This is a genomic window from Alcanivorax sp., from assembly GCF_051117345.1.
GTDB lineage: Bacteria > Pseudomonadota > Gammaproteobacteria > Pseudomonadales > Alcanivoracaceae > Alcanivorax.
In genome coordinates this window covers 1-26,183 of the sequence record NZ_JBNPEC010000080.1, presented here as the reverse complement: position 1 = coordinate 26,183, position 26,183 = coordinate 1, and the positions used below count along the sequence as shown (strand labels likewise).

The window sequence follows — 26,183 nt, the reverse complement described above, 5'->3', positions numbered from 1 at the left end:
TTGTTCCCCATGATCACCGCCACCATCTGTATAATGGGGCGAAATCACCTTCCCCCTAAGCAGACACGAGGCCTCATGGGCGCTGACACCCCGCTACTGCAACTGGTTATTGACGCACTGGAAGAAGTCAAAGCCCAGAACATTACGCAACTGGACGTGCGTGAAATCACCAGTGTGGCCGACAACATGGTCATTGCCAGCGGCACCTCCAATCGCCACGTGAAAGCGCTGGCAGACAATGTATTGGAAACCGCAAAAGAAGCGGGTCACGAGCCTCTGGGCAGCGAAGGCCAGGACACCGGCGAGTGGATTCTGGTGGATCTGGGCGATGTGATCGTGCACCTGATGCTGCCCGCCACCCGTGAGTTCTATGACCTGGAACGCCTGTGGCGCAATCCTCAGCACCACCCGGACCGTGAAAGCAAAGAGTAATGCGTCTTTTCCTGCTGGCGGTGGGTACCCGCATGCCCGCCTGGGTCACCGAGGGCTTTGCCGAATACCAGAAACGCATGCCCCCGGACATGCGCCTGGAGCTGGAGGAAATCCCCCTGCCGAAACGGAGCAAGGGAGACACCGCCAGCCAGATTCGCAGCGAGGCCGACGCCATCCGCAAACGCCTGGACAAGTACCCCGGCGCCAAAATCGTGGCGCTGGAAGTTAACGGGCGAGCGCTGGACACCCCCGCACTCAGCCGTAAACTGGGCGAACTGAAAGATCTGGGTCAGGATCTGGTCCTGTTGGTAGGGGGGCCAGACGGCCTGTGCCCGCAATTATCCGCCAGCGCCCACGAGCGCTGGAGCCTGTCGACCCTGACCCTGCCCCACCCGCTGGTACGGGTGCTGCTGGCCGAACAGCTGTACCGGAGCTGGACGCTGCTCACCGGCCACCCCTATCATCGCTGACCTTCGCCCCCTGACACAGACGTCACCATGCGCCGACCTTTAACACTGAAAGACCACCACCACGAACAGCGCATCTTCAGCGTGCGTCTTGTCGTGGCTGTCTTTCTGGTGTTGCTGCTGACCCTGATTCTGGTCAGCCGGATGATCTGGTTGCAGGTGATCCAGCACAGCCGCTATACCACCCTCAGTGACAACAACCGGGTACAGACCCTGGCAGTATCGCCACCACGGGGGCTGATCACCGACCGGGATGGCGTCATCCTGGCCGAAAACCGGCCCGACTTTTCCCTGGAATTGATCATTGAGCAGGCCGGCGAGCTGGATCAGCTTATCGGCGAGCTGAGCAAGTTGATCGAGCTGGACGAGGGTGACCTGGAACGCTTCCAGAAACGCCGCCTGACAGCGCGCCGTCCCTGGGAACCGGTGCCCCTACGCGGCCGTCTCAGCGAAGAGGAAATCGCCCGGCTGGTCGTCAACCAGCATCGCCTGCCCGGTATCCGCATTTCCGCCGATCCGATCCGTCATTACCCCCATGGCATTCTGTTCTCCCACGTATTGGGCTATGTAAACCGGATCAACGCCCAGGATCTGGAGGCCATGACCCTGGACGAACAGCGCGACTACGCTGGCACCCACTTCTATGGTCGCTCCGGTATAGAACGTTTCTACGAAGACCAGCTCCATGGCCAGGTCGGCTATCGCCAGGTGGAAACCAATGCCCGCGGGCGCATTTTGCGGGTCCTCGAAGAACAACCCCCGGTACCCGGTGAAGACCTTCGCCTGCGCCTGTCCATGCGCGTACAAAAGGCGGCTTACGATGCGTTGGGCGAACGGCGTGGCGCCGTGGTAGCCATCGACCCTCGCGATGGCAGCGTACTGGCCTTCGTCAGTCGCCCCGGTTTCGATCCCAATCTGTTTGTTACCGGCATTTCCTACAAGGATTACTCCGCCTACCAGAGCGACCCTGACAACCCGCTGTTCAACCGTGCCCTGCAGGGCCGCTACCCTCCTGGCTCCACCATCAAGCCCATGCTTGGCATTGCCGGCCTGGATGCCGGCGTCACCAACTGGCAACGCACCATCTCGGACCCCGGCTACTACCAGCTGGAAAACGATCCGCATCGCTACCGGGACTGGAAACGCTGGGGCCATGGCCGCGTGGATCTGCACAAAGCGGTGGTTCAATCCTGCGATACCTATTTCTACGATATGGGATTCAAGCTGGGCATCGCCCGCATGCATGAGTATATGAGCCTGTTTTCCCTGGGGGCACCGACCGGTATCGACCTGTATAACGAATCCAGCGGCATCATGCCCTCCAAGCAATGGAAGCGCGCCTACCGCAACCGCCCCTGGTTCCATGGTGACACCATTAACGCCAGTATCGGCCAGGGTTTTGTGTTGACGACACCGCTGCAACTGGCTACTGCCACCGCCATTATGGCCAGCCATGGCAAGAAGGTGGTGCCGTCCATTGCCGGTGAAAAACAAGCGGTGGAACGCACTGGCATCACACTGAATGATGAGAGCAACTGGGAAAAAATGACCGATGCCATGGTCGCCGTAACGGGCCCAAGAGGTACCGCCAGGGTCATGGCCGTGGATGCCCAGTATGCCATTGCCGCCAAATCCGGCACCGCCCAGGTATTTTCCGTGGGCCAGGACGAAACCTACAACGAGGACGAGCTGGCCGAGCGCATGCTCGACCATGCCCTGATGGTGTCCTTTGGCCCTGCTGAGCAGCCCGCCATCGCCGTGGGCGTATTGGTGGAAAACGGTCGCCACGGTGGCTCCACCGCCGGTCCCGTGGCCCGCCAGGTCATGGATGCCTGGCTGCTGAATGAAAACGGCGAACTGGAAGTCCCTCCGGTCTTTGAAGAACACCCCGCGCCTCCCGCAGAGGTCAGCCCATGAGTCAGCGTGAATATCTCCGCCAGATGCCCGGCCAGACCGGTGCCACCCTCTCCCCGGGCCTGGCCATGCGCCTGCACCTGGATGCTCCGCTGTTGGCCGGCCTGTTCGTGCTGATGCTGGGCGGGCTGGCGGTGCTATACAGCGCCGGCGGCGAAAGCCTGGAAATGGTCATTCGCCAGTGCATTCGTTTCGGCGCCGGGCTGGCCGCCCTGTTTTTTCTGGCTCAGATTCCGCCCCGCAGTTACCGCTTCTGGGCCCCCTTCCTTTATACCGGCGGCCTGGTCCTGCTGGTATTGGTGCTGATCGCTGGCACGGAAGCCAAAGGCGCCCAGCGCTGGCTCAGTATTCCCGGCATCGGCCGCTTCCAGCCAGCAGAAGCCATGAAACTGGCGGTACCGGCCATGGTGGCCTGGTATTTCAGTGAGCGCACCCTGCCCCCCAAACTGCTGGACGTACTGGTTGCCCTGGCGCTACTCGGCGTACCGGCGGCCCTGATCGGCATGCAACCGGATCTTGGTACCGCCATTCTGATTGCCGCCAGCGGGCTGGTGGTGCTGTTCATGGCCGGGCTGTCCTGGCGACTCATTGCGGTGGCAGTGCTGCTGGTGGTGACCGCCGCACCACTGATGTATTTCTTTGTCATGCACGACTACCAGCGCAACCGGGTCGATACCTTCCTCAACCCGGAAGCGGACCCGCGCGGCACCGGCTGGAACATCATTCAGTCAAAAACCGCCATTGGCTCCGGTGGCGTGGATGGCAAGGGCTGGCTGGATGGCACACAGTCGCGTCTGGACTTCCTGCCAGAGTCCTCCACCGACTTTATCCTGGCAGTACTGAGCGAAGAATTCGGCCTGGTGGGCGTCAGCTTTCTGCTGATGATCTACCTGGTCATTGTCGGGCGAGGCTTCTTTATCAGTTGGCAGGCACAGGAGACTTTTTCACGCCTGCTCGCCTCCAGCCTGACGATGACATTTTTTATTTATATTTTTGTGAATATCGGCATGGTGTCCGGACTCTTACCCGTGGTGGGGGTTCCGTTACCCCTGATCAGCTATGGCGGCACCTCCATCGTTACTCTGCTGGCCAGCTTCGGCATGCTGATGTCGATCCACACCCATCGGCGACTGATGAGTTACTAAACGAGTTGAGAGGCGCGAAGCGCAAAACCGTCTTTTCAGGGTTTTCGTTCCTCGTCACTCACAACTCGCTTATCGCCCTTTTCATGTGGCCGGGCACAAAACCGCGACAACGTGGTCAATGGATATAATGAAAACAGGAGATCACCCTTTGCGTCGTTCCTACCAAACCATTCTTGCCGCAGCACTGACAGTCACGTCCCTGCCGGCCCTGGCCGAGCACACCTGTCCGGAGAACAATGATTATCTGCAACGGGATCTGGCCAAGGCCATGATCCGCGAACTGGTTGCCGAAGGAGGCGATGAAGCGCGCATCCGCCAGGTGCTGGGCAGCGCCCAGTGCCAGCCCAAGATCCTGGAATCCATCGCTCGCCCGGCAGAAAAGACCCATACCTGGGCGACTTATCAGAAAATCTTTCTGCAAGAGAGCCGCGTGCAAAAGGCGGTGGAATTTTCCCGCGAGCACGCAGACACCCTGGCCCGGGCAGAACAGACCTACGGTGTCCCCCGGGAAATCATTCTTGCCATCATCGGGGTGGAAACCCGCTACGGTCAGCACATGGGCACTTACCGGGTAGTGGACGCCCTGGCCACTCTGGGGTTTGACTATCCGCCCCGGGCCAGCTTCTTCCGCAAGCAGTTGAAAGCCCTGTTCGAGCTGGAACAGCAGGCCCATATCGACGCCAACGCCATTACCGGCTCCTATGCTGGTGCCATGGGTTACGGACAGTTCATTCCCACCAGCTACCAGGCTTATGCAGTAGATTTCGACAACGACGGCATCACCGATCTGGTCAACAATCCGGTGGATGCCATTGGCTCGGTGGCCAACTATTTCCATGAACATCGCTGGCAGTCAGGTCAGCCCGTCGCCGCCCGCGCCCGGGTGGAAGGGAACGGCTATCAGCCCCTGGCGAAAAAAGGCTACAAACCCTCCTTCACTCTGGACCAAGCTGGCCAGGCAGGCGTTACGGCAATCAGTTGCCAGGGCGACGGCGTAATCAGCGAATACTGTTTTGATCTGCCAGGAGAGACCCGCGTCGCCCTGCTGGACCTGGAAGGCCTGCAGGGAACCGAGTTCTGGCTGGCCACTGACAATTTCTATGTCATCACCCGTTATAACCACAGTCGCCTGTATGCCATGGCCGTGCTACAACTGTCCCGAGACATCGCGGCAGCCCTGGAGAACGCCCAATGATGCGATTGGCTTGCGTCGCAGCCACCTGCACCCTGCTGGGCGCCTGCGCCACCAGCCCCGGCCCATCCTCGTCCGATGAGCCGGTCAATAACGGTGCGCCGGGCTCGGACCGGTACAGCATGGCCCAGGACACCCCACCCGAAGAACGGCGTGACATCTCGCAACTGCCAGAGCCGGTTCCCAAGAACGAACCACGCAGCCGTTACGGCAACCCGGATACCTACAGTGTCTGGGGCAAGACCTATCGGGTACTGCCCAGCGCCGAGGGCTACCAGGCTGAAGGCCTGGCCTCCTGGTACGGGCAGAAATTCCATGGCCATCGCACCTCCAGCGGCGAATCCTTCGACATGTACCGGTTCACCGCCGCCCATCGCAGCCTGCCTCTACCCACCTATGCCCGGGTCACAAACCTGGATAACGGCAAAAGCCTGGTGGTCCGGGTCAACGATCGAGGCCCCTTCCATGAAGATCGCATCATCGATCTGTCCTGGGCCGCCGCCGTGCGGCTGGGTATAGAAGACGCCGGTACCGGCCGGGTCAGGGTGGAGACCATCAGTGCCACCCCGGCGCCCGACACACCGACCAGCAAGGTACCCACCGCGGTCCGCGCCGCCGTGGACAGCCCGCCACCGAACGCCGCCAGTAATACCCGGCTGTTTCTGCAAGCGGGAGCCTTTCAGGATCGTGCTGCCGCCGAGCGGATGCAGCAGACCCTGCTTGAAGAGTTGGGGCTGGGCAGTGAGATTCGCTCGGTCAACGCGCTACACCGGGTCTGGATCGGCCCCTATGCGGACGATCAGCAGCGCCAAGAAGTGCGCCAGAGCATGGCCGACGCCGGTTTCGAGCGGCCTGTGCCGGTCACGCCCTGAGCTGTTTGCGCAAACTAAGCCGTTCCTCCGGTTAACAGCTCGGTTGCGCTCCTCTAGAATGCAGCCATCCCGTGATGTCAGGGGACTTTTTGCCCTTATCTCTGTCTAAGACGCTCAGGGCTTCCCCCCTCGACTCACAAATCCCTGAATTTTCAGGTCGACAAGGACACAACAGGCAGGAAATCCATGCGCCCCCAGTCGTTTCGTTCCACCTTCTTTATTGTATTTGCCCTCATCGGCACTCTGATTTCCCTGCAGGCTCAGGCAAACACCGTGCCCCGTGCCCCGCAGATTGATGCCCGTGGCTATCTGCTGATGGATGCCGCCAGTGGCAACATCATCGTCGAGCACAATGCCGACCAGCGCCTGCCCCCGGCCAGTCTGACCAAGATGATGACCGCCTATATCGCCGAGGCAGAATTGCAGAAAGGCAACATTTCCGAACAGGATATGGCCCCGATCAGCGTGCAGGCCTGGAAAATGGGCGGCTCCCGGATGTTTGTCCGCGAAGGCACCCGGGTATCCGTGGGGGAACTGCTGCGCGGCATCATTATCCAGTCCGGCAACGATGCCAGCGTGGCCATGGCGGAGTTCATCGCCGGCTCCGAGGATGCCTTCGCCGATCTGATGAACCAGCACGCCCGCCGCCTGGGTATGAATGACAGCCACTTCGTCAATTCCACCGGCTGGCCCGCCGAGAACCATTACACCACCGCCCGTGACATGGCCCTGCTGGCCCGCGCCATTACCCGCGACTTTCCCGAGCACTACGACATCTACGCGGAAAAGGAATATACCTACAACGGCATCACCCAGCAGAACCGCAACCTGCTGCTATGGCGCGACCCCAGTGTGGACGGCCTGAAAACCGGCCATACCGAGGAAGCCGGTTATTGCCTGGTGTCTTCTGCCAAGAAAGACGGCATGCGACTGATTACCGTGGTCATGGGCACCGACTCCGAATCCGCCCGCGCACGCGAATCCCAGAAACTGCTCACCTACGGTTTCCGCTTCTTTGAGACCTACAAGGCCTACAGCGCCGGGGACATCCTCGACACCGTGGATGTCTGGATGGGTGAGAGCAAACAACTGCGCCTGGGCCTCGCCGAAGACCTGGTGCTGACCATTCCTCGTGACAGCCATGAAAGTCTGAAAGCAGAAATTACCGTGAATCCGCAACTGAAAGCCCCTATCGCGCAAGGTCAGCAATACGGCACCGTGACGGTACGCCAGAACAATGAGGTGCTGATGGAAAAGCCGCTTGTTGCCCTGGAGAACATCGAAGAAGCCGGTATCTTTACCAAGCTCTGGCATCATGTTCTGCTGTTCTTCAAGGGGTTGTTTTAAGTAACACCTGACGCTCGACGCCTGACGCCCCCGCTGGCGGCGTCAGACCCGTCAAAGGAAACGACATGTCCCAGGTCTATCTCAATGGCGCTTTCATGGCCCTGGAAGAGGCACGGATCTCCCCGCTGGATCGGGGCTTTCTGTTTGCGGACGGCATTTATGAAGTGGTCCCGGCCTACAACAGCGTGCTGTTCCGTTTTGACGAACACCTGGAACGCCTGGAACGCTCCCTGCGGGAAGTGGAAATCAGCAACCCCCATGACCGTCAACAATGGTGGGGGCTTTGCGAGGAACTGATTGAACGCAATGGCGGCGGCAACCTGTCGGTGTATCTACAGATCACTCGGGGCGCCGCGACAAAACGGGATCATGCCTTTCCCGAGCCGCCGGTTGCCCCCACCGTTTTCATGATGACCGGCCCCATTGCCGTGCCCGCCGCCGACAGCCCGGACACCGCCAGCGGAGGCAAGGCGATCACCCGGGATGACACCCGCTGGGCCCGCTGCGACATCAAATCCATCTCGCTGCTGCCTAACAGCCTGTTGCGTCAACAGGCCGTGTCGGCCGGCGCCATGGAAGCCATACTGCTGCGCGACGGTTTCGTCACCGAAGGCTCCGCCAGCAATGTTTTCATCGTGCACGACGGTGTGATCGTCACCCCACCAAAAAATCATGCCATTCTGGGCGGCATCACCCGCGACCTGATAGTAGAATTATGTGGGCAACACGGCCTGCCTTTCGCGGAAAGGGAAGTCACCGAGGCAGAACTACGTCAGGCAGATGAGATCTGGATTACCAGCTCCACCAAGGAAGTGGTACCGATCACGCAACTGAACGACGCAGCGGTTGGCGATGGCAAACCCGGCGCCATGTGGAAAACAGTGGCCCGCCACTATGTGAATTTCAAACGCCGCCTGTGCGGCCTGGAGCAGGAGTAACCCATGGCGATTCAGGAACACCTCTGGGAATTTCCCCACGACATGCAGCTCAAGGTCATGGGCCTGGCGGACTCACCGCTGGAAACCGTAGTGATCGAGATTCTCGAAATTCATCTGGAGGATTTCGACGCCGACAAACATCTGGCGAGCAAGCCCAGCAGTAAAGGCAATTTTGTCTCCATCACCGCCCAGGTGACCATGCGCAACCGCGAACAGGTAGAAGCAATCTATAAAGCGCTCAATGAGTGCCCCCATGTGAAGATGAGCCTCTGATTCCGGCAAACGTAAAAGAGCGAGCGCGAGCCATGTGGACCTTACCTGTCACCCGCTGTTCGCTTCTCGCTCCTTGTCACCCGTGACTTGCCCTCGCCCTAATTACACAAATTAACCCTCGGTCACAGCCCGACACGCAAGCCTCACCAAGCCACCATTGGTTTGGCACCTGCGTGCCCGTATCGTGATTCTCATAAGAAGAACGTAACGGGATCACAAAAATGAAGATGCTGACCTTGCTGTGCTTGTGCAGTTGCTTGCTTATTCTGGTCGCAACTGATTTACCAAGCCACACCTCCCAAGTTGTCCATACCTCCACCATGCCCAATTCTGCGGACATTATTCCGACCATGCCGCGCAGCCCGCATATTCAGCAAAGCGTGCATGGCACCCCCGTTCATTTCGACGCCTTTGAAACCATCAAACTCCGTGAGCATGACCAGGACGGTATCGAGTTCGGCATCAGCGTTCAGGAACTGAATCTGCATCTGGTAAACCAGAGGACAGGGAATCGCCTGATATAGGCTAGTTATTCTGGTTCGATCGTTGTTACCCCGTAAGGGGTCTGCCTTAAGCCCGGCTTTGCCGGGCTTTTTTTATGTTCTCGCACTCGTAAAAGTGGCTTCTATACCCGGGAAGATTTCCACGCCCCCTTTCCAACAAGCGTAGCCTGTCGCTTGTCGCTACCTTTATACTTCCCCCATGAACGATGCCTTGATTCGCTATTTCCCCCGGGTGGATTACACCCCCTGCTGGCAGGCCATGCGCACGCTTACCGATGGCCGTACCGTCGACACTGCCGACGAACTCTGGGTGCTGGAGCACCCTCCGGTGTTCACCCTGGGCCAGGCTGGCAAACCGGAACATGTGCTCAATGCCGGAGATATCCCGGTGGTCAACAGCGACCGTGGCGGACAGGTCACCTACCACGGCCCCGGGCAAACGGTGATCTACCTGATGCTGGACATCAAACGCCTGGGGCTCGGTAGTCGGGGGCTGGTCAGCGCCATTGAACAGGGCATTATCGATTTTCTCGCCAGCCATGGCATCGCCGCCGCGAACCGGGACGATGCTCCCGGTGTCTACGTAAACGGTGCCAAAATCGCCTCCCTGGGGCTGCGCATCCGCCGGGGGGCCAGCTACCATGGCCTGGCCATCAACCGGGATATGGATCTGTCACCCTGGCAGCGCATCAACCCCTGCGGTCATGTGGGCCAACCCATGACCACCCTCAGCGAGCAGGGCGTGGTGCTGGATCGCCACACCATGGAGCAGCAACTGGTGACGTTATTAGCCAAACGTCTGGGCCTGATGCCACGGACAGCGCCCGCGCCCGACTGGTACAATGACACTTCCGAATTTCCGCCGGCCCAATACAGCCCGGCACCCTGACAGTAACGGACACTCCATGAGCGAGCAGGCACAGGCCAAACGCAAGGTTCAAATCGGCGACAAGCTGCGTGGCGCGGACAAGGTACGCACCATTCCCATGGTCAATGAAGAGACCGGCTACCAGCGTAAACCGGACTGGATTCGCGTGCGCGTTCCCGCCAACGGTGAAATCCAGCGCATCAAGTCGATGCTGCGCGAGCAGAAGCTGCATACGGTCTGCGAGGAAGCCGCCTGCCCCAACCTGCCAGAGTGTTTCGGTGGCGGCACCGCCACCTTCATGATCATGGGTGACATCTGCACCCGTCGCTGCGCGTTCTGTGATGTGGGCTTCGGCCGCCCCAACACGCTGGACCCGGAAGAGCCGCTGCACCTGGCAGAATCCGTGGACAACCTGGGCCTCAAGTATGTGGTGATCACCTCCGTAGACCGAGATGATCTGGCCGACGGTGGCGCCGAGCACTTTGCCGAATGCATTCGCCAGGTTCGCTCCCGCACCCCGCAGACCAAGATCGAAATCCTCACCCCGGATTTCCGTCCCTGCCTGGATACCGCGGTGGATATTCTGGTGGAAACCGCCCCGGACGTGTTCAACCACAACATCGAGACCGTCCCGGAGCTGTACAAACACATTCGCCCCGGCGCCCGCTATCAACACTCGCTGGACCTGCTGCAACGCTACAAGGCCCGCCGTCCGGACGTGAGCACCAAGAGCGGCGTCATGGTGGGCCTGGGCGAGACCTACGAGCAGGTCATCAACACCATCAAGGACCTGCGCGCCCACGATGTGGACATGCTGACCATCGGCCAGTACCTGCAGCCCAGCAAGCACCATGCCCCGGTGGACCGTTTCGTCCACCCAGACGAATTCCGCGAGTACGCCCGTGTCGCCAACGAGCTGGGTTTTCGCTCCGTGGCATCCGGGCCCATGGTGCGCAGCTCCTACCATGCGGACCTGCAACACAAGGGCATTGATGTCGGCATGCATAAACCCGACTGATCCCTCACCACCACGAGTACGCAACAGGCGATGAAATTTACATTTCATCGCTGCTTCCCCCACTGACCCGGCCCCGGCTTTGGTTTAGTCTAGGCCCAGTAATTTTCCGTGTTGTTCTACTTTCTGCCATTCCGTGGCCAGGTCCGCTAATGTCTCACCCAGTTGCCTTCAGGGCCCGCTTTTTCCAGTTATTCCCCGCCCTGTCATGCCTCATCCTGCTGGGCGCCGTGGCCGCCACGCCGCTCCATGCCGGTGCGCCTACGCCCTTGCTGGCACCGGTACTGGAGGCCGCCAGAAACCTGAAACTGGCCGACGAGCATCTGGCAGTCACCGCCATACCCCTGAACGGCCCCGGGGAAGCCCGCTTCCTGAATGCGGATATGCCCTTCAATCCCGGCTCCATCATGAAGGTAGTGACCACCTATGCGGCGCTGGAACTGCTCGGCCCCACCTACCAGTGGCATACCCGCCTGTACACAGACGGTACGAGCGGTGACCGACGCCTGCATGGCTACCTCTAGTTTGTTGTCAGTGGTGCATCGAAACCGACTGAAGAACGACTCTGGCTGCTTATGCGCGAATTGCGCGCCATGGGCATCAGCCATATCCAGGGTGACCTGGTGCTGGATGCCAGCACCTTCAATCTGCCTAACGGTATCCCCGATTTCGACGATGACGGCGACAACCCCAACGCCCCGTTTCTGGTGGAACCCCACGCCCTGCTCACCAACCTGAACGTGCTGCGTATCCGATCCCGGGCCGATGAGCGCGGCATCCATACCTGGACCGAACCCACCCTCAACGGCGTGGAAATCGATAACCGCATGGTCTTCAAGGACTATGGTCACTGCCCACGGCGTTACCAGTTCGATTACCAACCGACGATTACCGATAGCGGCCATACCCGCATCACGCTCACCGGCGTTCTACCCAAGGGCTGCTCCACCAGCAGCTACCTGTCAGTCATGGAGCAGGGCGACTACACCGGCGCCCTGCTCACCAGCCTGTGGCAGCAGCTGGGCGGCACCCTCACCGGGCAGATTCGCCAAGGTCTGCGCCCCCGCGACACCAGCACAGAACTGCTGGCCACCACTTCCTCCCGGGACCTGGTGACCATGGTTCGCGACATCAACAAGTGGAGCAATAACGTGATGGTGCGTCAGTTGTTCCTAAGCCTGGGCGCCAAGCACCGCCAACCCGGCGACCGGGACGATCTGGCCGCAGCGGAAAGAACCATCCGGGAGTGGCTGGAAACCAAGGGGATCAACAGCCAGGGCATCGTTTTCGAAAACGGTTCCGGACTGTCACGGATAGAACGTATTTCCGCACGTCAGATGGCCAGCCTGTTGCAGCAAGCCTGGGAAAGCCGCTTTGCCGCCGAGTTGATTGCGTCCCTGCCACTGGTGGCCATGGATGGCACCATGCGCCGCCGGCTTGGTAAGGCGGGCATGGCCGGCATGGGCCATATCAAGACCGGATCGCTCAGGGATGTTCGCTCCATTGCCGGCTTCACCCGTGACGAAAACAACACCACCTGGGCGGTGGTGGCCATGGTCAACCACAGTCAGGCCTGGCGTACGGAAACCATTCTCGACTCGGTGATCGAACAGGTGCATCTGGCAGCACGCCCACCCAGTATCGATACAGCCGGGCACTAGGCCTAGCAGCTAATCAGCCATGTAGGGTGCACTGAACGCAGTGAACCGCACCCTACTAAAGCTGTTTTTTATTAAGCTGCGACGCCTCCGGCATCAAACGTTCCTTTCCTTTCAAGTCTGCTATGCTGCCCGGCAACACCGTATTAGCGAGGCAGCCCATGATCACCCTTCACCATCTGGAAAATTCCCGCTCCCTGCGCATCGTCTGGCTACTTGAAGAACTGGGGCTGGACTACGAGATTCGCCACTACGCTCGCGACAGCAAAACCATGCTGGCACCACCGGAACTCAAACAAGTGCATCCACTGGGCAAATCGCCGGTGATCACCGACGGTGACATCACCGTGCCTGAGTCGGGCGCCATCATCGAATATCTGATCCAGCGATACGGCGACGACAGCTGGAAAATCAACGCCGACGATCCACGCTGGGTGCAGGAACGCTACTGGCTGCACTACGCAGAAGGTTCGCTGATGCCCCTGCTGGTGATGAAGCTGATATTCGGCCGCATTCCCAAATCGCCCATGCCCTTTATCGCCCGCCCGGTTGCCAAAGGCATCAGCGGCAAGGTCATTGGCACCTTTATTGACCCGCAACTGGAAAACCAGCTTGCCGTTATCGAAACCCACCTGGGCAACCAGAGCTGGTTTACCGGCGACACCCTCAGCGCAGCAGATATCATCATGAGCTTTCCGCTGCAGGCGGCTTCTGCCCGCGCAGACCTGAGCCAACTACCCGCTATACAGCGTTTTCTGGAACAGATGGAGGCGCGCCCGGCCTACCAGCGGGCCGTGGAACGGGCCGGCCCGCTAACGCCCATGCGCTAGCTGGCACCATGACACCGGAACAACGCATCCTTGCCAGTTGGCATGACAATGCCATGCCCTGGATTCGCCTGGTACAGGAAAAAGGCATTGCCAGCCGCCGCACCAGCGACCCGGCTATCGAACAGGCCATCCTTGCCCACCAGCCAGGTCAGGTCCTGGATGTGGGTTGCGGCGAAGGCTGGCTTTGCCGCCGCCTGGCCGCCCGCGGCATTCACACCACCGGTATCGATGCCATCCCCTCCCTGGTGGACAGCGCCCGCCAGCAACACCCGGACGGGGATTACCGCTGTCTGTCATTCGACGAACTGGACACCGGCCTCACCGAGTCCTTCGATCTGGCCGTCTGCAACTTTTCCCTGTTTGGCGAGCAATCCGTGGAGCAGTTGCTTGCCACCCTGCAGACACGACTGACCCCCGGCGGGATGCTGCTGGTACAAACCCTGCACCCGGTAATGAGCTGTGACGGGGATTACCGGAGTGGCTGGCGGGAAACCCGCTGGCCGGGGTCCGGCAGCGATTTCGGTGCAGCTCCGCCCTGGTATTTTCGTACCCTGGAAAACTGGCTGGCCCTGTTTCAGCGCGTGGGCTACCAGGTCAGCCTGGAAGAACCCCAGGACCCGCAACAAAAGCTGCCGGTATCGGTGATCTTTCACGCAGTCGCCAATCACCAATAACAGTAAACCAACAACTGATAACAAAGTGTTGCTGGTTGAAACCCGTATCCAGCCCTAGCCTGTTCACACAATAAAAACAGGGTGGATGAGGCATGATTCTTCTTTATTTCCTGCTTGTGTTTGTTTTCTTTCTTTCCATCATGCAGTGGGTTTTTCGCCGCATCGACGCCCGTCACAGTCTCTCTGCAGCGGCTACTGCCGACAACTTCCTGTCTACAGAACAACGCGCAAACTCACGATAGAATCATCAAAAACTGTTAAAACGGCGAACCAAACACAAAATCTTTATTCTAAGCAGTATCTTTACAGGAGCTGTCAGGGAGTAAACGACATGAAAACGTATTTCGCCGCCGCCGTACTGGGTAGTGCCATCCTCGTTACCGGCTGCCAGAGCCAGCAAACGGAAGAACCCATCAACCCCACCGCCCAGAAAATCATTTACAGCGGCATGCTGCCATGCGCTGACTGCTCAGGTATCCGCACCACCCTGACGCTGTACCGGGATCAGTACGACAATCCCTCCCGTTTTGAGCTGCGCGAAGAATACCTTAGCGGATCCAAGGTGGAGCTGAGCGCTTCCGAACGAGGCAGCTGGGAATCCGAAAAGCGCCTGCAAGGCAACATGGAATACGACGTCTACACGATCAATCCTGACGACCCGGATGCTGATCGCCAGTACATCAAGGATGCCGTCAACGCCATTGAACAACTGGACCAGAACGGCAACCGCATTGAATCCAACATGAACTATCGCTTGCTGCTCAAGTAAGCCCGTGGGGGGCGCTTCGGCGCCCTCTGCCATGCCTGGCAATCACTATCCGCTGGCCAGTCCCCTGCCCCACCCCTCCTGCCTTTCTGCCCTTGCCAGTAGACCCTTCCCCTTACCCCCGTAACGAAAACCCACTGTTCGCTGGTGCGCCGGGCCATTACCGTGAATAGACCGCAAATAGGAATGACTTGCATTAAGAGGCCTGTGAACCTATTATTGCGAACCGAATTCGGGCCTTCGCGCTGAGGGCCACACGTCTGTGTTTCCCGGTTCCTTTCTCAGTCATCGGGATGTCACAACCGCGTGCCAGACTCTACGCACGCTTTTTTGTATTAATGACCGGGCCTTCAATTGATTCGCCCGCAGCAGGAGTGTTTCCATGCCCCCGATTTCCCTGCACCTGCCCGACTGGTTTGTCAGCGGCGGCGCCACCATGTGGGTCCTCGCCTTCATGTCCGTGATTGCCCTGGCTACCCTGATCTCCAAGATTCTGCAGTTCGCCCGTGTTCGCCCGGGCAACGCTCGTCAGGCAGACCGTCTGTTGGACGCCCTGGCCAAGGGTCAGCAGCCCGGCAAACCCGGCAAACTGACCAGCCCCATCGACCAGGTGGTATGGCAATGCTGGCAGAACAGCAAGCTGGAAGAAGCCGCCTGGCAGGAAGAAAGTCTGCGCCTGGCACGCAGCTCCCTGGATAATCTGCGCGGTGGCCTACGCATCCTGGAAGTGATCAGCGCCGTGGCGCCCCTGCTCGGCCTTCTGGGCACCGTATTTGGCATGATCGGCGCCTTCCAGGCCCTGGAAACCGCCGGCTCCCAGGTCGATCCGTCCATCCTCTCTGGCGGCATCTGGGAAGCCCTGCTGACTACCGCTGCCGGTCTAACCGTTGCCATTCCCACCTTGGCCGCCTTCCACTGGGCGGATCGCAGTCTGGAACTGTGCCGGGAGAAAATGCAGGACCGTCTGTCCCGCCTCAAGGTACTGCGCAACAATCACGCGGAATCCGAGCCCCTGGAAGAGGACCGCGACCCATCGGTGGCGCATGCATATTGAACCGGAGCGTCACCGCACGCCCTTTATCAGCCTGACACCACTGATTGATGTAGTATTTATTCTGTTGGTGTTCTTTATGCTGGCCACCCGCTTCGGGCAATTCTACGACCTGCCTGTAAACGTGCAGCCCGCAGACAGCATCAACAAGCCCGATGACAAGTGGCTGGTGATCGAAGTGGAAGCCGACGGCGACCTGAACCTGAACGGCGTCAGCTTTAATCCTGATGCGGTAGCCGACCGACTCGATACCCAGAAGAGCAAGGTGTGGGTCACCGTCAGCGCCAATGCCACCCTGCAGCAGGCCCTGGCCGCCGTGGACGCCATCAAGGCCGCCGGCGTCAAGGATGTACAACTGGAGCTGTTGCCGTGATGATCATGGAAACCTCTTCCCGTCGCCCGCCGCTGGAACCGGTGTTGCCGCTGATCAATGTGGTGTTTCTGCTATTGATCTTCTTCATGCTGGCCGGCCAGCTGGCCAAGAGCCCCACCGTGTCTGTGGATACCCCACTGAGCCAGAGCGCCAACGGCCCGGAAGCCCGTGACAAGCTGCTGCTGGTATTGCAGAAGGACGGCCAGTGGTTCGCCGAAGACAACAACACCGCTCTCAGCAAAGCCTCCCTGCAGGAGTACCTGAGTGAACGTCAGGAGGGCGCGGAAGTACGCCTGCAGGCGGATGCCGGTGTCACCATGACCATCTTGCGCGAGCGTCTGGAAACCCTGCAAGGCATGGGCGTGGAACAGGTGCGCCTGGTGACCCGCAACGATGGGGGTGGCCAATGAAGTCCCGTACCCTGTTTGCCTGGGTGGCCTCTGCCCTGATTCATGCCAGTGTACTGGTGACCGTGGGCGCCCTGACCCTGGCCGGCGGACGCCCGAGCAAACCCGGCGTCACCGAAATGGTGGTGAACCTGTCTGCGCCGCCAGCGGAAAAACCCGCTGCACCGCCCGCCCCGGCGAAACCGGATCCCGCTCCCAAGCCCGAGCCGAAACCCAAACCCAAGGTGAAGCCAAAACCGAAACCGGTGGCCAAAAAGCCGGAGCCCAAACCGGAACCCAAGCCCGAGCCTGAGCCAGTAGTGGCAAAGACGGAGATCCAGGAAGAACAGGACACTCAAGACGAATCCGATAGCGATCAGGCTGCCAGCCAGACGCAGCAAGTAGGCGCCAAGGGTATGGCCGGTGATCCGGGCGAAGGGGTGCATCAATCCGGAGACACGAAAAACGCCCTGAACAAGTATCTGGCCAAGGTGCGCGATACCATCGACTACAACAAGCAGTACCCGCACCGCGCCCGCATGCGTCGCCAGCAGGGCACGGTTAAAGTGTCGTTCTGGATCAACGCTGACGGGCGGGCGGAAAAAGTAGCCGTGGTAGAAAGCTCCGGCAGCCGTATCCTGGATCGGGCCACCCAGGAGCTTGTCTCCCGTCTGCGCTTTGATGCTCCGCCCAAGGATCTGGACAGCATCCCGGTGGAAATCCTCGCCCCGGTGGATTACGACCTCAGCAACAGTTGATCCCTGCTCTGCCAGTCTTTATGTTCAACCTGACCTGTGATTGACACACGGATCAGGTTGAACCGATGGCAGGCGCCCTGCCGGCCCCACTTTTACAGCAAGGATTTATCCTCATGAGTCCTCTGAGCCTCGCGTTACTGCTCAGTCTGGCCGCTGGCCTGAGCATGGCCGCCGGCGCCCTTATCGGCGTCAAACAACACATCGCACGGGGCTGGCTGGAGCAGGAAGTCCGCCATACCGTCATCGCCTTCGGCGGCGGCGCCCTGTTGGCCGCGGTAGCCCTGGTGCTGGTACCGGAAGGCGCCCAGCACCATAACCCCCTTTCCGCCACCTTGCTGTTTGTGGGCGGCGGCATTGCCTTCATGGCGGTGGACCGGGCCCTGGCCGCCCATGGCGGCGCCATGTCGCAACTGCTGGCCATGCTGCTGGATTTTGTCCCCGAGGCCATCGCTCTGGGGGCCGCACTGGCGGTGGGCGGCGGCCAGGCCTACCTGCTGGCATTCCTGATCGGCATGCAGAACCTGCCGGAAGGCTTTAACGCCTATCGGGAAATCCGCAACAGCAAGAGCAACACCCTCTCTTCCGGCAAGATCATCCTGGCCTTCGCCGCCCTGGCCCTGCTCGGCCCGGCCAGCGCCGCTCTCGGCTTTCTGGTGCTGGTGGACAGCCCCCTGGTTCTGGGCGGCATCATGCTGTTTGCCAGCGGCGGGATTCTCTATCTGGTCTTCCAGGATATCGCCCCGCAGGTGCCCCTGAAGAAACACTGGGCGCCAGCACAGGGGGCGGTGGCCGGGTTTGCGTTGGGGCTGGTGGGGCACCTTCTGGTGCATTGAGGGGTAGCTATGCTTGCATGGCGAACCGCGCTGGCGCGGAAATCGCCCGCCGGGTGATCAGGACTTTCGGCGATCGACAGGTTCAAAAAAACTGGCTGGCGGACTCTGAGCTTTACCCCTCTCGCTTCGCGAGGTTCGCCATGCAAGCATAGCTCCTACGGAGGCATCCATCGGCCCGGAGGGTTACTCCCCCCAGCGCTTCACCAATGTCTGCTCGACCCCCAGATGGTCCAGCAACCGGGCGACGATGAAGTCCACCAGATCCTGTACCGTTTCCGGCTGGTGATAGAAGCCCGGCGCTGCCGGCATGATGGTGACGCCCAGACGAGACAGCTTGAGCATGTTTTCCAGGTGGAGCGGGGAAAACGGCGCTTCCCGGGGCACCAGAATCAGCTTGCGCCCTTCCTTGATGGCCACGTCCGCCGCCCGTTCGATCAGATTGTCACTGGCGCCACAGGCGATGGCGGACAGGGTGCCGGTGGAGCACGGGCACACCACCATGGCGGCAGGCGCACCACTGCCGGAGGCCACCGGAGAGGTCCACTGCTCCAGCCCGCAGACCACCAGGATACCGCGGTCGGTCTGCACCCAGTCGCGCAGGGCCTGTTCTGCCGCGCCGGTTCCCGCCGGCAGTTTCAGCTCGGTTTCCATGCCGATCACCACCCGTGCCGCCTTGGACAGAATCACGAACACCTCGCAATCCGCTTCCAGCAGGCACTGCAGCAGGCGCAATCCATAGGGCGCCCCGGAGGCGCCGGTAAAAGCCAGGGTTATTCGTTTGCTCATACACCCATTCCTACACCACGGGCCATCAACGCCGCGAGAATCGGCATCAGTACCACCAGATGGAGTTCAGCGACCAACACACCACGCAGATTGCGTTGCAGCGTGGCATCAATCTCGGGGACATGTCCGGCCTTAACGGTTTTCCGCCAGCCCAACAGGACCTTGGTGGGGTACAGACTCAACAGCGCGATCAGAATAAACAGGGTCACCTTGCCATGAAACCAGGGGCTGGACAGGTAAAAGTCCCAGCCTTTTTCCGTCCAGCCGGCCCGCGCTATTCCGCTGACCAGCACCATCAATGCGGACAGGCCGTAACCGATATCCAGCCATAGCAGGGTGCGCACATTGCGTTCGGAAATACCGGTCCGCCACAACAACAGCTCCCCGTAGAGAAAAGCAAACAGCATCAGCATGCTGAGGTAATGTACCGATGCCCAGAACACGGACCAGAACATGACAATCTCCTCGCAAAAAACCAGCTGCAAGCGACAAGCTTCAAGCAACAACACGTGAAAGCTTATGGCGCTCTGCAGTGTTATCTCCGCGGTTAAAGCGAATCCGCGGGCATGGCCTCTCAAAACATGAACAGCCAGTTAGCGTTGCAGCTTGTAGCTTCAAGCTGTTAATCAGCCAGCGCATCCAGCAACTTCTGATGGATGCCGCCAAAGCCGCCGTTGCTCATCACCACCACACTCAGCGACTCGCCTTTACGCGCCACCACCCGGGCAATGATGTCATCAATGTCATTGCTCACCGAGGCCGGTACCGGCGATTCGTTGACCACCGGCTGCAGGGACCAGTCCAGTCCCGGCGGCTGATACCAGACTACCTCATCCGCCGCCCCGGTGCTGGCCGCCAACGCTTCCTTGTGGCTGCCCATACGCATGGTATTGGAACGGGGTTCGATCACCGCGAGAATTTTCCCGTCACCGACCTTGCGGCGCAGGCCATCCAGGGTGGTGGCAATGGCCGTGGGGTGATGGGCAAAGTCGTCGTACACGCGCACACCATCCACTTCCCCACGCAATTCCATACGCCGTTTCACACCCAGGAATTCGCACAGGGCGGCGGCACCATCCGCCAGAGTGACCCCCACATGGCGGGCCGCCAGCAATGCGGCCATGCCATTGTTCACGCTGTGCCGGCCGGTCTGGTCCCAGCGTACCTGGGCCACCGGTTCGCCGTTTTCCAGCACGGTAAAGGCGGACCCATCCGCGTTATCCAGGCGATAGCCGAGGAGCTGGTTTTCGCCGAAACGCTCAATCTCGCTCCAGCAGCCTTTCTCCAGGGTTTCTTCCAGGGCGGTTTCATCGTGAGGAAGAATCAGTCGGCCAGTGGAAGGCACAGTACGAATCAGGTGATGGAACTGGGTCTGGATGGCGGCCAGGTCGGCAAAGATATCCGCGTGGTCAAATTCCAGGTTATTGAGAATGAGGGTGCGCGGGCGATAGTGAACAAACTTGCTGCGCTTGTCGAAGAAGGCGGTGTCGTATTCGTCCGCTTCCACCACAAAAAACGGCGTCTCACCGAGTCGGGCAGACACGCCAAAATTGCCCGGCACGCCACCAATCAGATAACCGGGGTTAAGCCCGGCGTGCTCCAGAATCCACGCCAGCATGGAGCTGGTGGTGGTCTTGCCGTGGGTGCCGGCCACCGCCAGCACCCAACGCCCGGGCAGAATCACATCCTCCAGCAACTGGGCCCCGGAGGTATAGGGCAGGCCTCGATCCAGCACCGCTTCCACGGCTGGATTGCCCCGGCTCAGGGCATTGCCGACCACCACCAGGTCCGGGGCCGGTTCCAGTTGCGCCGGATCATAGCCCTGGGTCAGTTCGATGCCCGCCGCTTCCAGTTGGTCGCTCATGGGCGGATAGACGTTCTGGTCACTACCGGTAACACGATGGCCCTGAGCCTTGGCCAGTTGTGCCAATGACCCCATGAAGGTGCCGCAGATGCCGAGGATATGGATATGCATGGGAATAAACCGATCAAAAGAATCCCTGCACCTTAACGGCAAGGGCCCGTCAGGTGAAGAGATCAGTGATCCCCTCCCACCAGAATCCGTACCTGTCGGGAGCGGCGCAGCACCGCCGAGGGGCTCATGCCGAGCATGCTCTTGAATACATGGGTCAGATGGGAGGAGTCGGAAAAGCCTGCCGCCTGTGCCGCATCGGTCAAGGTACTGCCCATGGCCATCATCGACGACGTGACGAACAGGCGATGCCAGAGACGATAACGGCGGATGGGAATACCCGTGGCCTGCTTGAACAACCGTTGCAGGCGATCCCCGGACAGTCCTACCTGTTCCGCCAATACGTCGTTGGACAGATTGTCCGCCGGGTCCTGACGAATCAATTCCACCACTCGAGCTATGCGGGTATCCGGCTCGAAACCTGCCACCAGCTCACTATCACCGGGGAACACAAGGCCCAGTAGTCGGACATAAGCCTCGGCAGCCTCAGTGGCACCGTCGTGGAGGGCACGGAGAACAGCCAGTTGATCGGCTTCCCGGCCGGAATCCCGGTAGATCCCGCACTCTTCTGCAGTCATCTTCGGCACATGAAACAGCAGGTCTTTGCCCAGCGGGTCGAGGAAACAGCAGCCGATACGCTTGCCCTGTGACTCCGCCGAGAAAATCGCTCCTGCCGGAATCAGATAAGAGCGGGCGAAAAAAGTCTGCCCCTCCATGGTCAGCGGGATCACATCATCCAGCCCAAAAAGTAGCGTATGCGCCCCCTGAGACAGAGACGAAAGACGCTCGATCTGACCGAGATAAAGGGTTCGCTGACGCCACAGGTAGAGCGTGGACACAGAGCAACCGGTTGTTTCTGACGGGACCATTTGTTGTTATTCCGAATCTCCGCCGAGCGCAATAAGCGCTAACGGAATCACAGTTTTTCCTGTTTATGACAGGTTGAGGCACCAATTCCTACAAGTTAGTACCAGCCATCCTGCTTATAGTCCAATCGTCGACAAAAAACACAGCCCTGGCGCCGGCTGTCCATGAAGGCCCAGAGAGGCCGCAAAATAACAAAACAGGAGAACACCATGTCGATCCGACTACGCGGGCTGCTGGCAGCCCTGACTCTGCTCGTTACCACCACCCAGGCCCACGCCTGGTGGCCATTCGGCAAGGACACGAGCTACGCCGACACCCGTTACCCCATCGTGCTGGTCGGCGGCATCATCGCCTTCGATGATATTGCTGGCGTGGACTACTTCTACGGCATTGCCGACAACCTGCGCGACTATGGCGCCCAGGTGTACGAAAGCAATGTCAGCGCCCTGCAAAGTAACGAATACCGCGGCGAGGAGCTGATCGTCCAGATCGAAAACTACCTGGCGGTCACCGGCGCCGATAAAGTGAACCTGATTGCTCATTCCCAGGGCGCCCCCACCTCCCGCTATGTGGCTGCGGTACGCCCGGATCTGGTGGCATCGGTCACCTCCGTGCACGGTGAAAACCGCGGCACGGCACTGGCCGATGTGATTCGCGGCCTGACGCCGGAAGGCGGCATTGGTGAAGGCCTGGCCGACAGCATCGCCGGCGCTTTCGGCGCCCTGTGGGAATTTGCGTCCGGCGGCCCCAATCCGGATAACCAGTCCGCCAGTACCGTGCTGGCTGCCTCCACCACCGCAGGCATGGCCGACTTCAACCAGCGTTATCCCCAGGCACTACCCACCGATGCCTGTGGCACCAGCGGCCAGCATAGCGTCAACGGCGTGCGCTACTGGTCCTGGGGCGGCACGGGTGTGCACACCAACCTGTTCGACCCGTTCGATAGCATCATGGTCACCGTCACCCGGTTGGCCTTCCCCTCCGGCGTCAAACATGACGGCATCCTGCCCCTGTGTGGCATGTACCTGGGCAAACCCATCCGCCACGACTACCGCCACAACCATGCGGATGCCATCCGTCATCTGTTTGGTCTGATGGGCTGGGAAACCGACCCCAAGACCCTCTACCGCAACCACGCCAACCGGCTCCGCAACGCGGGCCTGTAAAACCGACCCGCAGGGCCTGGTGCCCTGCGGGCTAACCGGAACAGGAGAGCCGTTATGAAACGCCATCTCGCCCTGCTGACCACTGTCGCGTTACTCGCCGCTGCAGGCTATTGGGGGTTACCACACCTCTCTGCCCTTGCTGACGGGAAAACTCGCCAGACAGCGGCCATCACTCCACACATTGACCACAACCACAGTCCTTCTGCGCCCCAATCGTCGTTCCCGGTCGCTGAAACACTGGCCAGCAGCTCTCTGGCCGGCACCACGGCACCTGCCGATCTGGCCATGGATGGCGACGGGCAACTGATCGTGAACAGCAGCACCCGGGCCATTCTCGAGTACTTTCTATCGCTGAGCGGTGAGCTGCCTGATGAGAAGATCCGCCAGCTGATCCAACAATGGGCGAAAGACAATGCCAGCTCCCGTGCGGCCAGTGATCTGCTCACGTTGCTGGATCGCTACAACGATTACCGCCAGCGTTTTGCCAGCGGCGATTTTGCCGCCAGCGCTGAAAGCGATATCACCGCCAAGCTGAACCAGCGCCGACAATGGCGTGAACAGATATTCGGCGCCGATGCCGCAGCCCTGTTCGCTGACGAGGATCGCTATGACAGTTTCAGCCTGCAGCGGCATGACATCCTCACCAGCGATAGGAGCGATGCGGAAAAGGCCCACGCCATGCAGACTCTGCACGCATCACTGCCGGAACACCTGGCAGATCAGTACCGGCAACAGCAGGCCCTTCAGCATCTGCAAGACACAGAGCAATCCATCAAGAAAACGGGGGGGAATAGCGCAGACCGGTTTGCCTACCATCAGCAGGCCTTCGGCGATGAAGCCGCGCTTCGTTTGCAGTCTCTGTCACAGAAACGGCAGGAATGGCAGCAGCGTTATCAGGACTATGCGACACAGCGGGATCAAATTCTGCTATCCGGCCTGGTTGGCGACGACAAACAGCAACAGCTCAAGCAATTACGTGCCCAGTTGTTCGAGGCAACCGAACAGAAACGGGTCGCCGCCCTGGACCGGCTTGAAGAACCGACCGGCGAATAACCGAGTTCGAAGACACAGAAGGCGGCGATATTGGCCATACCGAGAGCCACGGCAAGCAGCCAGACCTCGGCATATTCATGTGCTGCAGGCGAGTTAGCGGGTCACCGTGACCACTTCCGGCACCAGCATCACCACCGCCGCATAGCCGGCTACCAGCAGGGTCAGGGCGATACCCAGCCCCAGGAACGGCCCTACATTCATGGCGCGATGGTAAACGAAGCTCTGCGCAGCCAGTTGCCAGCTTACCAGCACCAGATACAGGCCCTCGATCCAGCCCTGGGACTGGGCCATGCCCGCGTTGATCGCCAGCAATGGCAAGGTCACCAGGGTCAGTACCACGTCAATGCCCACCAGCGACAGGGCCGTCTGTAGCCAGCGGCTCTGCAATCCCTTGAATCCCAATAGCACAAAGATACCTGCCAGAATCACCGTCATTGAGGTGAGCTGGCTGCTCAGCAGCACCAGCACCGGCAGCGCCGTCTGCAAGCTGCCAACCAGCAGTTGCAGAGCGCACCAGCCCAGCAACACCAGGCCCAGCAGGCTGGACGAGTAGGGGGCGTTTTCGGGGCCGGCACGAAATATGGCCAGCCGCCAGAACAAAGTCATCAATGCAGTCATGGATCCTCCGGCGGGCTATTGTTCCAGAGCCGGGGAGAAGTAGCTACTAGCCGCGAGCTACAAGCTACGAGCTGAAACTTGCGCTTGTAGCTAGAAGCTCGTAGCTAGCAGCTGTTTCCTTTCGTCCGACAACACCGGGTGTGTTTCATGGGCGCCTTCGCTAGAATGCACGCAAATTGAATCAAGGGGTCTCTCATGGCGCGTAAAAACGCTTTCTATGCTCAGTCCGGCGGTGTCACCGCTGTCATCAATGCTTCCGCCGCCGGCGTTATCGAAGCCGCCCGCGAAAACAAGGATGTAATCGGCAAGGTCTACGCCGGCCGTAACGGCATCATCGGCGCTCTCACCGAGGAGCTGATCGACACCAGCAAAGAAAGCAAAAGCGCCATCGACGCGCTCAAGCACACCCCTGGCGGCGCCTTCGGCTCCTGCCGCTACAAACTGAAAGACCTGAAGACCTCCCAGCGCGAGTACGAGCGCCTGATCGAGGTATTCAAGGCCCACAACATCGGCTACTTCTTCTACAACGGCGGTGGTGACTCCGCCGACACCTGTCTGAAGGTGTCCCAGCTGTCCGAGAAGATGGGCTACCCGATCCAGGCCATCCACGTGCCCAAGACCGTGGACAACGACCTGCCCTTCACCGACGTGAGCCCGGGCTTCGGCTCCGTGGCCAAATACACCGCCGTGAGCTGCCGCGAAGCCGCTCTGGACGTGGCCAGCATGTGCGCCACCTCCACCAAGGTGTTCGTGATGGAAGTGATGGGTCGCCACGCCGGCTGGATCGCCGCCGCTGCGGGCCTGGCCAAGGACGACAACGACGACGCCCCGCACCTGATCCTGTTTCCGGAAATCGCCTTCGACAAGGCCGCCTTCATGAAGAAGGTGCAGGCCACCGTGGAGAAGGTCGGCTACTGCGTGATCGTGGTCTCCGAAGGCGCCCGCTACGAAGACGGCACCTTCCTGGCTGACGCCGGCAACACCGACGCCTTCGGCCACAAGCAGCTCGGCGGCGTAGCGCCGGTGATTGCCCAGGTGGGCAAAGACGAATTCGGCTACAAATACCACTGGGCCGTGAGCGACTACCTGCAACGGGCCGCCCGTCACATTGCCTCCGCCACCGACGTGGAGCAGGCCTACGCCGTGGGCCGCGCCGCCGTGGAATTCGCAGTGGCCGGCAAAAATGCGGTGATGCCCACCATCGAGCGCAAGAAGACCAAGAAATACAGCTGGACCATCGGTGAAGCGCCGCTGAAGAAAGTGGCCAACGTGGAAAAGAAAATGCCGCGCAAGTTCATCACCAAGGATGGCTTTGGACTCACCACAGGTGCCCGAGAATATCTGGACCCGATGAACGGCGGGGAGTCCTACCCACCCTACAAGGACGGCCGGCCACAATTCCCAAAGATGAACACGGTCCCGGTGG

28 protein-coding genes and 1 pseudogene are annotated in these 26,183 nt (G+C 60.1%); 24 read left to right on the top strand and 5 right to left on the bottom strand.

All coding sequences use genetic code 11. From position 1 onward, the window contains the following. The first annotated feature begins 75 nt into the window (after positions 1-75). The 21 genes and pseudogenes from rsfS (at position 76) to ACFE0K_RS05120 (ending at position 18,295) form a co-directional block, all read left to right on the top strand. The gene (gene rsfS, locus ACFE0K_RS05220; protein ID WP_434535055.1) at positions 76-432 is read left to right on the top strand and encodes a ribosome silencing factor; all 357 of its coding nucleotides are present in this window, start codon (positions 76-78) and stop codon (positions 430-432) included. Then, on the top strand, positions 432-902 hold the full coding sequence (gene rlmH / locus ACFE0K_RS05215) for a 23S rRNA (pseudouridine(1915)-N(3))-methyltransferase RlmH (RefSeq protein ID WP_434535053.1): 471 nt from the start codon (positions 432-434) through the stop codon (positions 900-902). Before rsfS ends, rlmH begins: the two co-directional genes overlap by 1 nt. 27 nt (positions 903-929) lie before the next feature. Continuing rightward, complete coding sequence (gene mrdA / locus ACFE0K_RS05210; RefSeq protein WP_434535052.1) at positions 930-2,816, top strand: penicillin-binding protein 2; 1,887 nt, start codon at positions 930-932, stop codon at positions 2,814-2,816. After that, a complete protein-coding gene (gene rodA / locus ACFE0K_RS05205; RefSeq protein WP_434535051.1) occupies positions 2,813-3,958 on the top strand; it encodes a rod shape-determining protein RodA in 1,146 nt (381 codons plus the stop codon). The genes mrdA and rodA overlap by 4 nt, the downstream gene beginning before the upstream one ends. Before the next feature lie 148 nt (positions 3,959-4,106). Further along, entirely contained in the window at positions 4,107-5,153 is a 1,047-nt protein-coding gene (gene mltB / locus ACFE0K_RS05200; RefSeq protein ID WP_434535050.1) for a lytic murein transglycosylase B, read from the top strand. Beyond that, positions 5,150-6,022 (top strand): septal ring lytic transglycosylase RlpA family protein, encoded by an 873-nt coding sequence (locus ACFE0K_RS05195; RefSeq protein WP_434535049.1) that lies wholly within the window; start codon positions 5,150-5,152, stop codon positions 6,020-6,022. The genes mltB and ACFE0K_RS05195 overlap by 4 nt, the downstream gene beginning before the upstream one ends. Positions 6,023-6,208: 186 nt before the next feature. Then, positions 6,209-7,369, top strand: coding sequence for a D-alanyl-D-alanine carboxypeptidase family protein (locus tag ACFE0K_RS05190; protein ID WP_434535048.1), 1,161 nt, complete (start codon positions 6,209-6,211; stop codon positions 7,367-7,369). A gap of 65 nt (positions 7,370-7,434) precedes the next feature. After that, on the top strand, positions 7,435-8,307 hold the full coding sequence (locus tag ACFE0K_RS05185; protein WP_434535047.1) for a D-amino acid aminotransferase: 873 nt from the start codon (positions 7,435-7,437) through the stop codon (positions 8,305-8,307). Between the two features lie 3 nt (positions 8,308-8,310). Further along, positions 8,311-8,580 carry a YbeD family protein gene (locus ACFE0K_RS05180; protein ID WP_035250127.1) on the top strand — a complete coding sequence of 90 codons (270 nt, stop codon included), beginning with the start codon at positions 8,311-8,313 and terminating at the stop codon, positions 8,578-8,580. 221 nt (positions 8,581-8,801) lie between these two features. After that, on the top strand, positions 8,802-9,104 hold the full coding sequence (locus tag ACFE0K_RS05175; RefSeq protein WP_434535046.1) for a hypothetical protein: 303 nt from the start codon (positions 8,802-8,804) through the stop codon (positions 9,102-9,104). Between the two features lie 178 nt (positions 9,105-9,282). Further along, positions 9,283-9,972 (top strand): lipoyl(octanoyl) transferase LipB, encoded by a 690-nt coding sequence (gene lipB / locus ACFE0K_RS05170; RefSeq protein ID WP_434535045.1) that lies wholly within the window; start codon positions 9,283-9,285, stop codon positions 9,970-9,972. 16 nt (positions 9,973-9,988) lie between these two features. Then, positions 9,989-10,969: a lipoyl synthase gene (gene lipA, locus ACFE0K_RS05165; RefSeq protein ID WP_434535044.1), complete on the top strand. Its 981-nt coding sequence runs from the start codon at positions 9,989-9,991 to the stop codon at positions 10,967-10,969. Between the two features lie 149 nt (positions 10,970-11,118). Continuing rightward, a pseudogene (gene dacB / locus ACFE0K_RS05160) lies at positions 11,119-12,627 on the top strand (D-alanyl-D-alanine carboxypeptidase/D-alanyl-D-alanine endopeptidase). Positions 12,628-12,785: 158 nt separating this feature from the next. Next, the gene (locus tag ACFE0K_RS05155; RefSeq protein ID WP_434535043.1) at positions 12,786-13,454 is read left to right on the top strand and encodes a glutathione S-transferase; all 669 of its coding nucleotides are present in this window, start codon (positions 12,786-12,788) and stop codon (positions 13,452-13,454) included. 8 nt (positions 13,455-13,462) lie between these two features. Beyond that, positions 13,463-14,128 (top strand): class I SAM-dependent methyltransferase, encoded by a 666-nt coding sequence (locus ACFE0K_RS05150; RefSeq protein ID WP_434535042.1) that lies wholly within the window; start codon positions 13,463-13,465, stop codon positions 14,126-14,128. 331 nt (positions 14,129-14,459) lie between these two features. Continuing rightward, positions 14,460-14,897, top strand: coding sequence for a copper resistance protein NlpE (locus ACFE0K_RS05145; protein WP_434535041.1), 438 nt, complete (start codon positions 14,460-14,462; stop codon positions 14,895-14,897). Between the two features lie 379 nt (positions 14,898-15,276). Continuing rightward, entirely contained in the window at positions 15,277-15,948 is a 672-nt protein-coding gene (locus ACFE0K_RS05140) for a MotA/TolQ/ExbB proton channel family protein (protein WP_434535040.1), read from the top strand. Further along, complete coding sequence (locus ACFE0K_RS05135; RefSeq protein ID WP_434535039.1) at positions 15,938-16,318, top strand: ExbD/TolR family protein; 381 nt, start codon at positions 15,938-15,940, stop codon at positions 16,316-16,318. The genes ACFE0K_RS05140 and ACFE0K_RS05135 overlap by 11 nt, the downstream gene beginning before the upstream one ends. After that, entirely contained in the window at positions 16,318-16,728 is a 411-nt protein-coding gene (locus ACFE0K_RS05130) for an ExbD/TolR family protein (RefSeq protein WP_434535054.1), read from the top strand. The genes ACFE0K_RS05135 and ACFE0K_RS05130 overlap by 1 nt, the downstream gene beginning before the upstream one ends. Beyond that, positions 16,725-17,462, top strand: coding sequence for an energy transducer TonB (locus ACFE0K_RS05125; protein WP_434535038.1), 738 nt, complete (start codon positions 16,725-16,727; stop codon positions 17,460-17,462). Before ACFE0K_RS05130 ends, ACFE0K_RS05125 begins: the two co-directional genes overlap by 4 nt. Before the next feature lie 113 nt (positions 17,463-17,575). After that, positions 17,576-18,295 (top strand): ZIP family metal transporter, encoded by a 720-nt coding sequence (locus ACFE0K_RS05120; RefSeq protein ID WP_434535037.1) that lies wholly within the window; start codon positions 17,576-17,578, stop codon positions 18,293-18,295. Positions 18,296-18,478: 183 nt separating this feature from the next. Here ACFE0K_RS05120 and ACFE0K_RS05115 read toward each other — a convergent pair whose 3' ends face one another. The 4 genes from ACFE0K_RS05115 to ACFE0K_RS05100 all read right to left on the bottom strand — a co-directional run bounded on the left by ACFE0K_RS05115 (position 18,479) and on the right by ACFE0K_RS05100 (position 21,892). Further along, positions 18,479-19,081 (bottom strand): flavin prenyltransferase UbiX, encoded by a 603-nt coding sequence (locus tag ACFE0K_RS05115; protein WP_434535036.1) that lies wholly within the window; start codon positions 19,079-19,081, stop codon positions 18,479-18,481. Then, positions 19,078-19,536, bottom strand: a complete 459-nt coding sequence (locus tag ACFE0K_RS05110; protein WP_434535035.1) for a DUF2214 family protein — start codon at positions 19,534-19,536, stop codon at positions 19,078-19,080. The genes ACFE0K_RS05115 and ACFE0K_RS05110 overlap by 4 nt, the downstream gene beginning before the upstream one ends. Positions 19,537-19,703: 167 nt before the next feature. After that, positions 19,704-21,056: a UDP-N-acetylmuramate:L-alanyl-gamma-D-glutamyl-meso-diaminopimelate ligase gene (gene mpl / locus ACFE0K_RS05105; protein WP_434535034.1), complete on the bottom strand. Its 1,353-nt coding sequence runs from the start codon at positions 21,054-21,056 to the stop codon at positions 19,704-19,706. Between the two features lie 62 nt (positions 21,057-21,118). Then, positions 21,119-21,892 carry a helix-turn-helix domain-containing protein gene (locus tag ACFE0K_RS05100; RefSeq protein ID WP_434535033.1) on the bottom strand — a complete coding sequence of 258 codons (774 nt, stop codon included), beginning with the start codon at positions 21,890-21,892 and terminating at the stop codon, positions 21,119-21,121. 237 nt (positions 21,893-22,129) lie between these two features. On the opposite strand from ACFE0K_RS05100, the gene ACFE0K_RS05095 reads away from it, so the two are divergent. Next, complete coding sequence (locus tag ACFE0K_RS05095; RefSeq protein ID WP_434535032.1) at positions 22,130-23,086, top strand: esterase/lipase family protein; 957 nt, start codon at positions 22,130-22,132, stop codon at positions 23,084-23,086. A 54-nt stretch (positions 23,087-23,140) separates the two neighbouring features. Continuing rightward, positions 23,141-24,139, top strand: coding sequence for a lipase secretion chaperone (locus ACFE0K_RS05090; RefSeq protein ID WP_434535031.1), 999 nt, complete (start codon positions 23,141-23,143; stop codon positions 24,137-24,139). A 93-nt stretch (positions 24,140-24,232) separates the two neighbouring features. Here the strand turns inward: ACFE0K_RS05090 and ACFE0K_RS05085 are convergent, their stop codons facing one another. Then, a complete protein-coding gene (locus tag ACFE0K_RS05085; RefSeq protein ID WP_434535030.1) occupies positions 24,233-24,757 on the bottom strand; it encodes a hypothetical protein in 525 nt (174 codons plus the stop codon). A 195-nt stretch (positions 24,758-24,952) separates the two neighbouring features. On the opposite strand from ACFE0K_RS05085, the gene ACFE0K_RS05080 reads away from it, so the two are divergent. After that, a partial coding sequence (locus tag ACFE0K_RS05080; protein ID WP_434535029.1) for a 6-phosphofructokinase occupies positions 24,953-26,183 on the top strand: 1,231 nt, incomplete at its 3' end.